Origin of the sequence: Nitratidesulfovibrio sp. D1, from assembly GCF_051133415.1 — a bacterium.
GTDB lineage: Bacteria > Desulfobacterota > Desulfovibrionia > Desulfovibrionales > Desulfovibrionaceae > Cupidesulfovibrio.
Genome location: NZ_JBPGNZ010000001.1, coordinates 589,428 through 601,875 on the forward strand (window position 1 = coordinate 589,428; position 12,448 = coordinate 601,875).

General features: G+C 68.1%; 9 protein-coding genes and 1 tRNA gene. 7 read left to right on the plus strand and 3 right to left on the minus strand.

The annotated features are described in order from the left end of the window. Positions 1–129: 129 nt before the first annotated feature. A complete protein-coding gene (locus ACR4XJ_RS02485; protein ID WP_434753717.1) occupies positions 130–2,631 on the minus strand; it encodes a methyl-accepting chemotaxis protein in 2,502 nt (833 codons plus the stop codon). Positions 2,632–3,058: 427 nt separating this feature from the next. Here ACR4XJ_RS02485 and ACR4XJ_RS02490 point away from each other — a divergent pair, with 427 nt between their 5' ends. The 4 genes from ACR4XJ_RS02490 (at position 3,059) to ACR4XJ_RS02505 (ending at position 5,570) form a co-directional block, all read left to right on the plus strand. Then, the gene (locus ACR4XJ_RS02490) at positions 3,059–3,598 is read left to right on the plus strand and encodes a DUF721 domain-containing protein (protein WP_434753718.1); all 540 of its coding nucleotides are present in this window, start codon (positions 3,059–3,061) and stop codon (positions 3,596–3,598) included. A gap of 111 nt (positions 3,599–3,709) precedes the next feature. After that, a tRNA-Glu gene (locus ACR4XJ_RS02495) sits at positions 3,710–3,786 on the plus strand. Between the two features lie 203 nt (positions 3,787–3,989). Beyond that, complete coding sequence (locus ACR4XJ_RS02500) at positions 3,990–4,580, plus strand: TetR/AcrR family transcriptional regulator (protein WP_434753719.1); 591 nt, start codon at positions 3,990–3,992, stop codon at positions 4,578–4,580. 327 nt (positions 4,581–4,907) lie between these two features. Beyond that, the gene (locus ACR4XJ_RS02505; protein WP_434753720.1) at positions 4,908–5,570 is read left to right on the plus strand and encodes a DUF3313 domain-containing protein; all 663 of its coding nucleotides are present in this window, start codon (positions 4,908–4,910) and stop codon (positions 5,568–5,570) included. 243 nt (positions 5,571–5,813) lie between these two features. On the opposite strand, the gene ACR4XJ_RS02510 is transcribed toward ACR4XJ_RS02505, so the two are convergent. Both ACR4XJ_RS02510 and ACR4XJ_RS02515 read right to left on the minus strand, forming a co-directional pair. Continuing rightward, positions 5,814–6,506, minus strand: coding sequence for a hypothetical protein (locus ACR4XJ_RS02510; RefSeq protein ID WP_434753721.1), 693 nt, complete (start codon positions 6,504–6,506; stop codon positions 5,814–5,816). Between the two features lie 475 nt (positions 6,507–6,981). Beyond that, positions 6,982–8,394 (minus strand): outer membrane homotrimeric porin, encoded by a 1,413-nt coding sequence (locus ACR4XJ_RS02515; protein ID WP_434753722.1) that lies wholly within the window; start codon positions 8,392–8,394, stop codon positions 6,982–6,984. A gap of 541 nt (positions 8,395–8,935) precedes the next feature. Here ACR4XJ_RS02515 and tmcD point away from each other — a divergent pair. The 3 genes from tmcD to tmcB all read left to right on the plus strand — a co-directional run bounded on the left by tmcD (position 8,936) and on the right by tmcB (position 12,438). Continuing rightward, on the plus strand, positions 8,936–10,291 hold the full coding sequence (tmcD, locus tag ACR4XJ_RS02520) for an electron transfer complex subunit TmcD (protein WP_434753723.1): 1,356 nt from the start codon (positions 8,936–8,938) through the stop codon (positions 10,289–10,291). Between the two features lie 22 nt (positions 10,292–10,313). Continuing rightward, positions 10,314–10,973: a TmcC family electron transfer complex membrane anchor subunit gene (tmcC, locus tag ACR4XJ_RS02525; protein WP_434753724.1), complete on the plus strand. Its 660-nt coding sequence runs from the start codon at positions 10,314–10,316 to the stop codon at positions 10,971–10,973. Between the two features lie 127 nt (positions 10,974–11,100). After that, on the plus strand, positions 11,101–12,438 hold the full coding sequence (gene tmcB, locus ACR4XJ_RS02530; RefSeq protein ID WP_434753725.1) for an electron transfer complex ferredoxin TmcB: 1,338 nt from the start codon (positions 11,101–11,103) through the stop codon (positions 12,436–12,438). The last annotated feature ends 10 nt before the right edge of the window (positions 12,439–12,448 follow it).

The window sequence follows — 12,448 nt, forward strand, 5'->3', positions numbered from 1 at the left end:
GCGATTCAGCGTCAACGCGCCACAAGAATTATCCAGCGCACGTTACGGCCTGTTGTGACAACCGTTACAATCCTGTGTCATGCGGCCCGTTGCGTGGCCGGCAACGGCGCAGGGCACGCATGTCTGCCATCATTCCTTTTCATCGCAGTGGGTTGCACCATCGCCATCGCACGTCATGCCGTCCATGACATGTTGCAGTTCCCCGGCCAGGCGCGAAAGCCCGGCCACGGCTTCGGCCGATTCGGCCATGCCCTGCGCGGTCTCGCGGGCGATGGCGTCCACTTCCGCCACGGCGCGCACCACTTCCTCACCGCCGCGCGTCTGGGCCTCGGCCATAGCCGCGATGGCCCGCACTTCGCCGCCGGAATCGCCGATGCGGGCCAGGATGTCGTCCAGCGCCCCGCCGGAGCGGGTGGCCAGCGCGTCGCTTTCGCGCACGGCCCCGGCCACGCTGGCGGTGCTGTCCACGAAGCCGCGCGTGGCCCGCTGGATGGCCCGGATGCGCTCGCCCACCTGGCCGGTGGCGCTCATGGTCTTTTCCGCCAGCTTGCGCACCTCGTCAGCCACCACGGCGAAGCCCCGCCCGGCCTCCCCGGCGCGGGCCGCCTCGATGGCGGCGTTGAGGGCCAGCAGGTTGGTCTGGTCGGCGATGTCGCTGATGACGCCCATGATCTGGCCGATGGATTCCGCCTCGCGCCCCAGTTCCGTCACGTTTTCCTGCAACCGTTCCACCTGGCCGAGCACCCGGTGCATCACCTCCATGGAGGCGCGCACCACGTCGCGGCCATCCTCGGCCACCCGCATGGTGGAACCGGCCATGTCCACGGCCAGCGCGGCGCGGCGGCCCACCTCGGCCACGGTCTGGTTCATGCGGTCCATGGCGGCGGTCACCTCGTCCACGCGGGCCAGCTGGCGGGCGGCGCCGTCGCTGGAGTGGGCCACCTGCTCGGCCAGCTCGTGGGCGGACGAGCTCACCCGGCGGGCGATGTCCTCCGCCTCGCGCGCGGTGGCGGCGATGACCGCGTTCTGGGCGTCCAGCCGGGCGTGCTGGGCGCGCTCGTGGGTCAGGTCCACCCACAGCGAGATGGCCCCCATCAGTTCGCCCTCCAGGTCGTAGATGGGCGTGGCCACCATGTGCAGCACCACCTCGCGCCCGTCGGCCTGCGGGTCGAGGATGAGGTCTTCGGCCACCCGGCCGCGCCGCTCCATGCTGCGCCGGGTCAGCACCGGGCGGGCGGCGTCGGCCGCGCCGCCGTACACCAGTTCGCCCAGTTGCCTGCCCAGCCACGCGGAAGGTTCGCCCACGCGCCGCAGCACGGCCAGGGCCTCGGCATTGACGTGGGTGATGTTGTTGGCAAGGTCCACCACCACGCAGGGCACCACCACCCCGTCCAGCACCCCCTGGCTGAATCCCAGGCGCATGCGCAGTTCGCCCACCATGGCCTGCACAGCGCGCACCGTGGCCCCGATGGTGTCGTCGGCCGCGTAGTGGAAGGTGTAGTCGAAGTTGCCGCGCGCCACCTGCTGGGCCAGGGTGGCCAGCCGCTGCATGGGCACCATCAGTTGGCGCACCATCAGCCAGATGACCAGCGCGGCCACGGGCAGGGCCACGGCGGCGGCGATGCCCGCGCCGCGCCACAGCCGGGCGCTGACGCCTTCCATCAGGTCGGCGCGGCTGACGGTGGTGACGAAGGTGACGTCCCACGGGGCGTAGCGGGCCACGAAGGCTTCGTACTCCTCGCCGCCGTCCGTATAGATGACGGCGCGGGAGTCACCCCCGTAGGCGGCGGTGTCCGGGCCGCCGGAACCGGCACCGGGCGACAAGGCCGCGCCCCACGGCAAGTCAGCGATGTTGCGCCCCACCATGGAAGGGTCATGATGGATGAGGATGGTGCCCCCGCCGTCGAAGGCAAAGGAATGCCCCTTGCCGCCCACGTTGTGGCGCACCACGGCGGCGGCGAATTCCGGGGCCAGCAGGGGGCGGGCCACCTCCACCGCGCCCAGTATCTCGCTGCCGTCCATGCCCTTTACCGGGGCGTAGGCGGCCAGATTCCATTGGCCGCCCACCTTGAGGATGCCGGTGAAGCCGTTGCCGGACAGCAGCGCCGCCGTCACCGGGCCATCCTTACCGAGGACGGTCCAGCGGGCGCTGCCGGACGGGTCGGCCACGCTGGTGCTGACGCGCACCAGCCGTCCGTCGTGCAGTTGCAGCACGGAGGCCCCCACCCCGGCCAGGTCGCGGATGCGGTCCACGAGGTCGGTGCTTTCGTGCAGGTAGGCAGACCCCAGCTTGAAGCCGGGCAGGGTGGCCTTCACCTGCTGGCCGGTGTCGGCGTCGCGCAGGGTGGCCTCCACCTCCATGAATATTTCCGGAATGGGGAACCCGGCCAGGCCGAACTGCAACTGCATCAGCCTGAGGTCCGAGCCGATCTTGTTGCGGTTCAGCGTGTCCTGGAATTTCGCGGATTCCATGAGCAGTTGCGAGACGTTGCGCAACGATGCGCGTCCCTGCGCCAGGTAGCCGCGCCGGGTGTCCACCAGGCTGGTGACCAGCATGCCGGACATGGCGGCCAGCACCATGACCAGCGAGCCCGCAATGAGCTTGGTGCGGAACGATACGGTGGTGAACATGCGCCCGTCCTTGGAATATGTCCGGGAAGATGCCCGGAAAAAATGCCCGGGGAATGCGCCGGTGCGGCGCGGGATGCGGGCCGGGGCGGGAAGCGGATGAAAGCAGAACGCGCGAAACGCGCGCCCCGGCGGCAGGGGCGCGCCACCCTCCCCGGCGGCTGGCGTATTCATGGGCCACGCGGGCGAAGATCAGGTGACGGCGGGGTCACGTTTCCGTAACGCATGGCGGTTGCCCGCGCTTTCCACGTGTTGGCGCATGTGGCGTTGGCGTTACGGCGGGCAATGACGGCGGCGGCCACCTCCCGCCCCCGGCCGGGAATGCCCGCCGCGCGGCCGGTGCGTTTCCGGGCCGGACGTGCTACACGGCGCGCATGACGATCATCCACGTCCGCATCCTCCCCGCCGCGCCCGCCCGCCGGAGGCCCCGATGAAGGCCATCGGCGAAGCCCTGCGCGGGTTCCTGGAACGGCGCGGCGCACCCGAACGGATGCGCCTTGTCCGCCTGTGGGAGAACTGGGACATGGTCATGGGGGTGGACATCGCCGTGCTGGCCTACCCGCTGGGGCACCGCAAGCGCATCCTGCTGGTGGGGGCGGAGGACAACATGGCCATGCAGGACCTGACCTTCCTGACGCCGGAAATCCTGGAGCGGGTCAACGCCTTCATGGACGACGTGTCCGACGGGCCGTACTTCGAACGGGTGGAGGTGCACCTGCTGCAACGCCGCACTCCGCTGGACGAGGTGCGCGTGACGCGCGGCGCGCCGCCGCCCCGCGTGCCGCCCCGGCCGGACAACCTGGGCGGGCTGCTGGGCGCCTTCGACCCGGAATCGCCCGTGGCCCGCGCCTACGCCAGCTACGTGCGCATGTTCCGCGAGATCGGGGATGCCGCCGTGAAGCCGGGCGATGCCGGACGGGACGGGCGCGACAGGCGTGACGGGCGTGACGGGCCCAACGGGAGGAAGTGAGCCCCCTCGCCCCCGCTCCCGTATTCTCCTGCCGCGCCGCCATCTTTTTCGCTTGACGCACCCCGCGCCTTCGGAGTATCCGTCTCTTCCGCGCCGCATGGCGCACAGGGTGTCCCCATCGTCTAGCTGGCCCAGGACAACGGCCTTTCACGCCGTCGACAGGGGTTCAAATCCCCTTGGGGACGCCACAACAAATCAAGGAGGCTTTCGCCTCCTTTTTTGTTTGGCTGGCCGAGCGGATTTGGCCCCGGCTTCGCCGGTACTTGCAGGAGGCACGGCGCATGGCTATCCTGCCACCTGCACGGCCCGCACCGGCGGCGCGGCCGTATCGCCATACCCGGCGTACCTGGCGCATCGGGCGCGCATCCCAGCACCACCCCCGAGAGGTATCATGGAGAATGCACTCCGTTCAGAGCGTTCCCGCAACGCCGTCATCCAGGCCGCACTCACCATCATAGGCCGCGACGGGCCGGGGCGGCTGACCCTGGACGCCATCGCCCGCGAAAGCGGGCTCAGCAAGGGCGGGTTGACGCACCAGTTCCGCACCAAGGGCGCCGTGTTGCAGGCCCTGCTCGAATACCAGATAGAATATTTCGCGAAATTCTCCCGCGACTATTTGCAGGAGATCGACCCCGCGCAGCCCGAGCCCCGCCTGGTGTCGCAGATAGCGACATTGCGGGAGATCGCCATCACCAGGCAGCAGCATTCCGTGGCGTTCGCCATCCTCGGCGCCTTGACCGACGCTCCCGACCTGCTGTCCATCATCATCGAGCGCGACACCGAAGCCATCGAGCAGATCAAGGCCGAAGCCGCCGACCCGGACCTGGCCCTGCTGCGCTGGGCCGCCGCCAGGGGTCTGGCCCTGACCACCCTGTTCAGGATCTGCCCACTTTCCCGGGAAGATCGCGAGCGCCTGTTCGACCTGCTGCTCGACGACCAGTACTGGCAGCATCGGGCAGACCCGCCGAAGCCCGGCGTCTAGCCCCGCCCCGCAATTCCCCACGGCCCCGTGCCGGTTGCACTACCCGCGACCGGCACGGGGCCGCCGCCGTTGAACCGCACGGCTCCCTCCCCGCCTCGCGCCCGCCCGGCGGCCCGCCTGCGACTGGCGTGCCGCTCTCTTTTTTACCAATATAAAAACAGACTGGACGGTTTGTTTTTTTGCGGATAGATTGGCTTCGCATCCGGCACAACGCCGCCACCCCGGCCGCGCACGAGCCGGAGACAACGCCGCCGCATCGCCGCAAGGGCGCATGAGGGACGCGGCCGCTCTCCCCGAAGCGACTCACGATCAACACCGGAGGATTCCATGATTACACGCCTCATGACCCGGCACCTGGTGCCGCTCATCGCCTGCGCACTCCTGGCGGGGTGCGCGGGCACAAAACCCGCCGCGTACAACGGCATCGCCTCGTCTCCGTACCTGACCCCCGATCCCGACGACGCGTCGGACCGCACCCCCTACAGGTATGCGGCACGGGTGAACTGGAACGGATACAGGAAACTGGTGCTCGACAACGTCAGCATCTACAAGGGGGCGGACCATCAGTTCGCCGACATTTCCGAAGGGGAAAAGACGGAACTTGCCACCTACATGCAGGCCCGGTTCGCCGAAAAGCTGGGCACGCGGTTCCAGATCACCGACAGCCCCGCCCCCGACACGCTGCGCGTGGCCCTGACGCTGACGGGAGCGGAAAAGACCACGCCGGTGCTGGGCACGGTGTCGCGGTTCGACCTGTTGGGGGGCGTGTACAACGGTGTGCAGAGTTTCCGGGACAGGGAAGGAACCTTCACCGGTTCGGTGATCTATGCCGTGGAAGTCTATGACGCCCAGACCTCCCGCCTGCTCATGGCGTACATTTCCAGGCAATATCCGAACCCCATGAACATAGGGGCCAGCATCGGAGCGCTGGAAGCGGCGAAGACAGGCATCGAAAAGGGCGCGGAGGACATCGTGGATCGCTTGAAATAAACCGTTGGCGGCGTTCCGCGTGCGAGGGGCATCCCCCTTGTCTCCTGCCGTCGCCCGCTTCCACCCGCCGTCCGGTTCTCCTTTGTCCTCCCGCTTTCCCCCTGATCCGCCCGCTTTCCCTGACACCGGCGGCAAGAGACGCGGGAATCCGCCCGGCCATTTCCCCCGTGCGCCTGGCGCCCTCCCCTGAATGGCAAGGGCGTACGCAACCGCGTACGCCCTTTTCGTCTGCCCGCGCCGGGCTCAGGCGTTGCCGTGCCCCCCATCCATCCCGCCCTCCGCGCCGAACATCTCCACCGCCGCCTCGATGAGGCCGGGTTCCATGAAGTCCGTGCTGCGCTCTATCTGGCGGGTGGCCGCGCGGCGCATGCCCGCCACGAAGGGCGCGGCTCCGCCGCCATGTGTGGCATCCAGGGCGTCGGCCACGGTGCCGCACAGGTAGTGCACGCACAGCGGCGACTTGAAGAGGCGCAGCGGGCAACCGGTGGCCGTCAGGTACGGGCAGCCCCGTTCGCCCATGACCGCGCCCCCGGCGTGGTGCGCGCCCTCCACGGCCTGAAGGCGCGCCAGCGCGTCGGCCATGCGCAGGGCAAGCCCGCTGGGCTGCTGCATCATGATGTCCGACAGGCTGAACACCACGTTGTGGCTGCGGTTGCAGCAGCCCAGCGGGGGCCGTTCGCAGCCGTCGCGGCAGATGTGCTTGGTGGCGTGGCCCTGCACCACGTCCAGTTGGCGGGTGTACAGGGAATAGCCGATGAGCGCGCGGCGCAGGCCGTCGTCCATGGCTCCCAGATGCGCGCTGAGCCGGGTGACCTGGCGGCGCACCGTGCGCTGTGACAGCAACGGGTAGCCCCGCCCGGCGAACAGGGTCACGTCGTGGTCCACGCCGCCGGTCTCCGGGCCCGGCAAGGCGTCGAGCCAGCGGTCGATGGGCATGGGCGGTGCACCTTTGCGGATTGCGGGGTAAATGGACAGCCGAGAGGGAAACGAAGAGGAAACGGCGAAGACGCGCCATCCGCCCTGCATCCGCACGCATCGGACGGCACGACGGCGGGGCGTCGCCCGCTGCTCGCCGCAGCGCACGACGCCTTCCACCGAAGATTGCTGTCCTGTCGCGTAGCATGCCGTTTCGCGTATTGTACACCACGATCTTGATGCATCGCCGCACGAGTGGTGCACCTTGCCACTCTCTTCCCATCGTCCCCGCACATTCGCCGCATGACGTGCCGCAACACCACGGCAAGGCGTCACGCTACCCGCCCCGCTGCCCGCCCGGCGCGCAAAAAGCGAAGGGGCATGGCCCAAAGGCCATGCCCCCGTTGCATTCCGCGCCCGGTTCTGCCGGTGCGCGCGTCGTCCCTTCGGCCGGCACCCTGCGCCGGTCACGCCGCGCGGCCGCGGGACGCCGTGACTAGAACTCGTACACCAGGTTGAAGGTCAGCTTCTTGGCGGAGTTCAGGTCTTCGCCCACGGCACCCCAGGTGTCCTCGTCCAGGTCCAGGCGGATGTAGCCCATTTCCAGGATGAAGGTGAGGTTTTCGTAGATCTGGTAGGTGTGATCGAAGTTCACTTCCCAGGCGCTGTCCTCGTCGGTCAGGAACACGCCGCCCTGGGCCGGAGCCAGCGCGTCGGCGAGAATGCCCGTGGCGTCCTTCTTCACCAGGTCGGCGTCGTTGGTGCCGCGCATGTAGGCCACGCGCAGGACGTGCGACAGGTTTTCGACGAACGAGATGTCGGCCAGTTGCACGCCGACGCCCCACAGGCCCGCGCCGTTCAGGGCGAACTGGCTGTCCTGGTTGAACGCGGAGCCGGGGAAGCCGAAGCTGGTGGGCGCCCAGGCGTTGGGCGAGATGGAGGGCATGCGCTCGGAGCCGTTGTCGAGGTCGTCGTCTTCGCCGCTGCCGTACCAGGCGAACACGCCGGGGGTCATCATGTCCATCTTGTACTCGACCATGGCCGAAACCAGCCAGCCTTCGCGGGTGGCGTAGTCGTCGTCGGCGTCCTTGTTGCCGTAGGTGAAGTCCATCTTCACGGCAAAGGGATCGAACATGGTCAGTTCAAAGGCCACGCCGCCCCACCACGCATTGTGGGTGGTGGTGTCGTCGCCGGTCAGCAGGCCGGTGCTCTGGCCAAGGCTCTGCATGCCGTCCAGGAAGGTTTCCCACGATTCGGTGTCGGTGCCGTCCACGTCCTTGCCCACCGAGGCGTACAGGACATACGGGGTCACGCTGACGCCGTCCAGGGTCACCGGCGCGGTCAGGCCGAACACGTCCACTTCGTCGAAGTGGTTGCTGCCCGCGCTTTCTCCGGACGAGGTGTCGTAGGGGCGCGCCCAGAAAGCGGTGAGGCCCAGGTTTTCATTGACGGCGTAGCTCAGCACCAGGGCGGCCACGTCCTCGTCGCTCAGGATGGGGCTGGCGCCGAAGGTGGCGCCGGGCAGGTCCATGCCCTGCAGGCCCATGCGCACCTTCAGTTCGGTTTCGGGCACGATCCAGTCGATGTACGACCGGCGCACCTTCACCGACTTGCCGTCGGAACCCAGGGCGCCGTCTTCCTGGCCCCAGGTGGTGGTGCCCATTTCCAGAAACACCACGCCGCGCAGCGATTCGCTGGCGATGATGTCGATCTGGGTGCGCAGCCGCTGGTGGGCGGCGAAGTCATCTTCGCTGTCCCCGCCGTCATCGGCGGCGCGGTAGTTCATGCCGTCGGTCCACGAGAAGTCGAAGGCCCATTCGCCCTTGGCCTCGATGGTCGCCGCACCGGCCGGGGATACGGCGCCGCACAGCAGCGCCATGCCCAGCAGCAGCGTGATCAAACGTTTCATGTTTCCTCCTTCCTTGCAGGAATATTCTTCGGACCGGCGGCATTGGCGTCGCGCGGCCCCGTGCAACGCCGCGCCGCGCAGGGGTGCGGCGGGCGTTTCCGTGTCGAATACTGAAAACGATTCTCACAGTCAATCTCATATCTGAGATATCCCGGTTTCTCGCCCGCTGCCTTCCCTCCCCCTGCGCCGGGGCACGGCCAGCCTCCATTCCTCTTTCGAAACATCACCGAAACGTATCGTTTCACGATGATACATCACCCGGAAAATGCATCACGGAACGCCACGCCATGTCGCAATGCGGCACACGCAGCCGGATACGTATTTTCTACCTGAGCAGTAGCATTGATATTCTACCATTGCAGTAGACAATCAAATCTACCACGCAAGTAGACTACTATTTTTTACAACACCACTTCCCCGGTAGTCTTTCCTGTGTTACACCATCTTCAAATACATCCGCATTTGCGACGTCACATTACAGTGCAACGATCATTCTTCTGCGCCTGGCATACAAGATGCCGGATCAGAACAGGAGGTCCGCATGTCCACATCCACCGCAACCCCGCAAACGGCCCACGGCCAGCCGGAAGCGCCGCCCGCCGCGCACGCCGCCGCGGGGCTTCCGCACCCCGATCCCGGCGACTGGGAGCCGGGCAGGCGGGTCATCGCGCCGTCCTTCGCGCCGCTGCCCGGCCATCAGTGGCAGGAAGAGCCGCTCATGTCGCACGACGGCATGCACGTGGCCGCCGTGGTCCGGCAGGAGGACGACAGCTTCACCATGCGCGTGGACGACGAGGTTTGGGATGCGGGGTTCGACAAGGTCTGGTCGCCGCGCTTCCTGCCCGACGGACGGCTGGTCGCCATCGTGCAGCAGGACGGGGAATGGACCGTGGCCGTGGACGGCGAGACGTGGCCGGACACCTACGGATTCATCTGGTCGCTGCTGCACGGCCCCGCCGGAAAGGTGATCGCCGCCGTACAGCAGGACATGCGCTACGGCATGATCGTGGACGGCGAGCCCTGGGAGACGTTGTACGAAAACGCCAACAACTTCGCCCTCAGCCCCGACGGCCGCCGCACCGCCGCCGTGGTGCAGACCGTGCCGCTGGGCCAGGCCGACATCGAGACCTTCACCAGGGGCGTATACAGCGTGGCCGTGGACGGCGAGGCATGGGGCCGCAACTTCATGAACGTGTGGACGCCCGTGTTCGACAACCGCAACGACCGGGTGGCCGCGCAGGTGCGCCTTTCCCATTCCGAATACACCGTGGCCGTCAACGGCGCGCCGTGGCCCGCCACGTTCCCCTGCGTGTGGGAGCCCTGCTTCGACCCAGCCACCGGCGCGGTGGCCGCCCCGGTGCGCAAGGACGGCCGCTGGGGCATGGCCCTGGACGGCACCCTGCTGTGGGAGGCGCGCTTCTTCCAGTGCTGGACGCCCGCCTGGAGCCCCGACGGGCGGCACCTGTGGGCCATCGTGGCCCCCCGCTACGGCAGCTTCACCGTGGCCCGCGACGCGTCGCCCTGGCCATTCGCCGCCCCGGTGGTCACCGACCTGGTCCTGTCACCCGACGGCGCCCGCGCCGCTGCCCTGGCCAGCCACGACAACGCGGCCTGGCAGGTGGTGGTGGACGGCGTGGTCTGGCCCGGCCGGTGGGACATGGCCTGGCGGCCCGTGTTCAGCCCGTGCGGGCGGCACGTGGCTGTGCGGGTGAAGGACCGGGGCCGCGAAACGGTGCTGCTGGACGGCCGCCCGTGGCGCGAAGCGTTCACCACGGCGTGGGACCCGGTGTTCGGCCCCGCCACGGCCAACGGCGCGGGCATGGCCGTGCTGCTGCGGGGCATCCGCGACGGCGCGTGCGAACGGTGGGTGGCCACCCCCGACGACTTCAGGGCCTGACCGGCCAGCGGAGGCGACAGCAATGCAACAACTCTACAATTTCGCCGTGGGTCCCCTGGCCTGGGTCGCGTGGGCCGTATTCCTGGGCGGAGCGGCATGGCGCCTGGGCTCCATGTGGGCGCTGGCCCGCAAGAAGGACATGAACGCCGTGGCCTACATGGACGTGCGCTTCGCCGCGCGGTCCATGGCCCGCTGGGCAACCCCCTTCGCCACGCTGGGCTGGCGGGCCAACCCCGCCGTCACCGTGGCCACCTTCGCCTTCCACATCTCGCTCGGCCTGTTGCTGCTCTTCGCGCCGGGGCACGCGGTGCTGTGGGACTACGCCTTCGGCGTCAATGTCTGGTCGCTGCCGGAAGGCGTGGCCGACGTCCTGACCGTGCTGGTCATCCTGCTGTGCGGGTTCTTCGCGTGGCGCAGGCTCCAGTTGCCTACGGTCCGCTTCGTCACCCGGCCCATGGACTGGCTGGTGCTGGCGCTGGTGGCCGTGCCATGCGTCACCGCGTTCCTGGCCAAGCAGCAGATCGGCGACAACCTGCTGCTGTCCACCCTGCACGTGCTGTCGGGCGAGGCCATGCTGATGGCCCTGCCCTTCACCCGGCTGTCGCACGCCATCTTCTCGCCCTTCACGCGGGCCTACATGGGCTCGGAATTCGGCGGGGTGCGCCACTGCCCCGACTGGTGACGCCGGTTCGGCGGGCAGGGCAGACGGCGGCATGCCGGACCGGGCGGCATGCCAGATCGACCGGGCCACACGAACGGGCCGGATTCATCGGAAGGGCGCACCGCGCCATCCCACGGGAGACAACCACATGAGCGCAACGGAATTCTCGGGCATCGCGGAACGCCGCATAGAGGACGCCAACCTCGTGCGGGGCGTGTCCGCCCTCACGCGCGAACGCATCGAACGCGTGGTCAAGGCCGTGACCAAGGGCGAGGCGGGCGCGCGCCTGGCCGTGTACCACGAAACCTGCATGCGCTGCGGCATGTGCGCCGACGCCTGCCACTACTGCATCTCGCACGACGGCGACCCCACCTATTCGCCCGTGGGCAAGATGGAACAGACCATGTGGAAGCTGCTGCGCACCGGCGGCAAGGTGGACCCGGACGACATCTACGGCATGGCCCAGATCGCCTACACCGAATGCAACCTGTGCCGCCGCTGCGTGCACTACTGTCCCGTGGGCATCGACACCGGCTACGTCATGGGGCTGGTGCGGCGCATCTGCCACCGCCTGGGCGTGGTGCCGCTGTACATCCAGGATACGGCGCACAGCCATTCCGGCACCATGAACCAGATGTGGGTCAAGGACGACGAATGGCTGGACAGCCTTGTCTGGCAAGAGGACGAGGCGCGCGGCGAAATTCCCGCCCTGCGCATCCCCTTCGACAAGGAAGGGGCCGACTTCCTGTACTCGGTCATCGCGCCGGAACCCAAGTTCCGCACCCAGCTCATCTACCAGGCGGCGGTGATCTTCGACCAGGCCGGGGTGGACTGGACCATGCCCTCGGCCCCCGGCTGGGACAACAGCGACATGTGCATGTTCACCGGCGACTACGAAATGATGGGGCGCCTCAAGCGCTGCCACTTCGAGATGGCCCAGAAGCTGAAGGTGCGGCGCATCGTCATGGGCGAGTGCGGGCACGCCTTCCGGTCCGTGTACGACGTGGGCAACCGCTGGCTGGGCTGGAAGAACCACCCCGTGCCCATCGTGCATTCCGTGGAGTTTTTCTGGGAACTGCTGACCGAGGGCAAGATCAAACTGGCGAAGAAATTCGACGAGCCGGTGACCATCCACGACCCGTGCAACATCATCCGGGGGCGCGGCCTGATGGACAAGCTGCGCGAGGTCACCCACGCTCTGTGTTCCAACGTGGTGGAAATGTCCCCCACGCGAGAACACAACCTGTGCTGCTGCGCGGGCGGCGGGGTGATCAACTGCGGCCCGCCCTTCAAGGGCGTGCGGCTGGCGGGCAACAAGGCCAAGGCCGACCAACTGGCCGCCACGGGCGTGCACACGGTGGTGGCCCCCTGCCACAACTGCCACGGCGGGCTCGAGGACATCATCCACCATTACAAGCTCGGCATGCACACCAAGTTCCTGGGCGACCTGATCTACGACTGCATGGAAAAGCCCGGCGCCGCGTAGGCACGGCAAG

Coding starts and splice junctions, on each gene's coding strand:
- tmcB (WP_434753725.1), top strand. CDS start 11,101: ATGAGCGCAACGGAATTCTCGGGCATCGCGGAACGCCGCATAGAGGAC.
- ACR4XJ_RS02500 (WP_434753719.1), top strand. CDS start 3,990: ATGGAGAATGCACTCCGTTCAGAGCGTTCCCGCAACGCCGTCATCCAG.
- ACR4XJ_RS02490 (WP_434753718.1), top strand. CDS start 3,059: ATGAAGGCCATCGGCGAAGCCCTGCGCGGGTTCCTGGAACGGCGCGGC.
- ACR4XJ_RS02515 (WP_434753722.1), bottom strand. CDS start 8,394: ATGAAACGTTTGATCACGCTGCTGCTGGGCATGGCGCTGCTGTGCGGC.
- ACR4XJ_RS02505 (WP_434753720.1), top strand. CDS start 4,908: ATGATTACACGCCTCATGACCCGGCACCTGGTGCCGCTCATCGCCTGC.
- tmcD (WP_434753723.1), top strand. CDS start 8,936: ATGTCCACATCCACCGCAACCCCGCAAACGGCCCACGGCCAGCCGGAA.
- tmcC (WP_434753724.1), top strand. CDS start 10,314: ATGCAACAACTCTACAATTTCGCCGTGGGTCCCCTGGCCTGGGTCGCG.
- ACR4XJ_RS02510 (WP_434753721.1), bottom strand. CDS start 6,506: ATGCCCATCGACCGCTGGCTCGACGCCTTGCCGGGCCCGGAGACCGGC.
- ACR4XJ_RS02485 (WP_434753717.1), bottom strand. CDS start 2,631: ATGTTCACCACCGTATCGTTCCGCACCAAGCTCATTGCGGGCTCGCTG.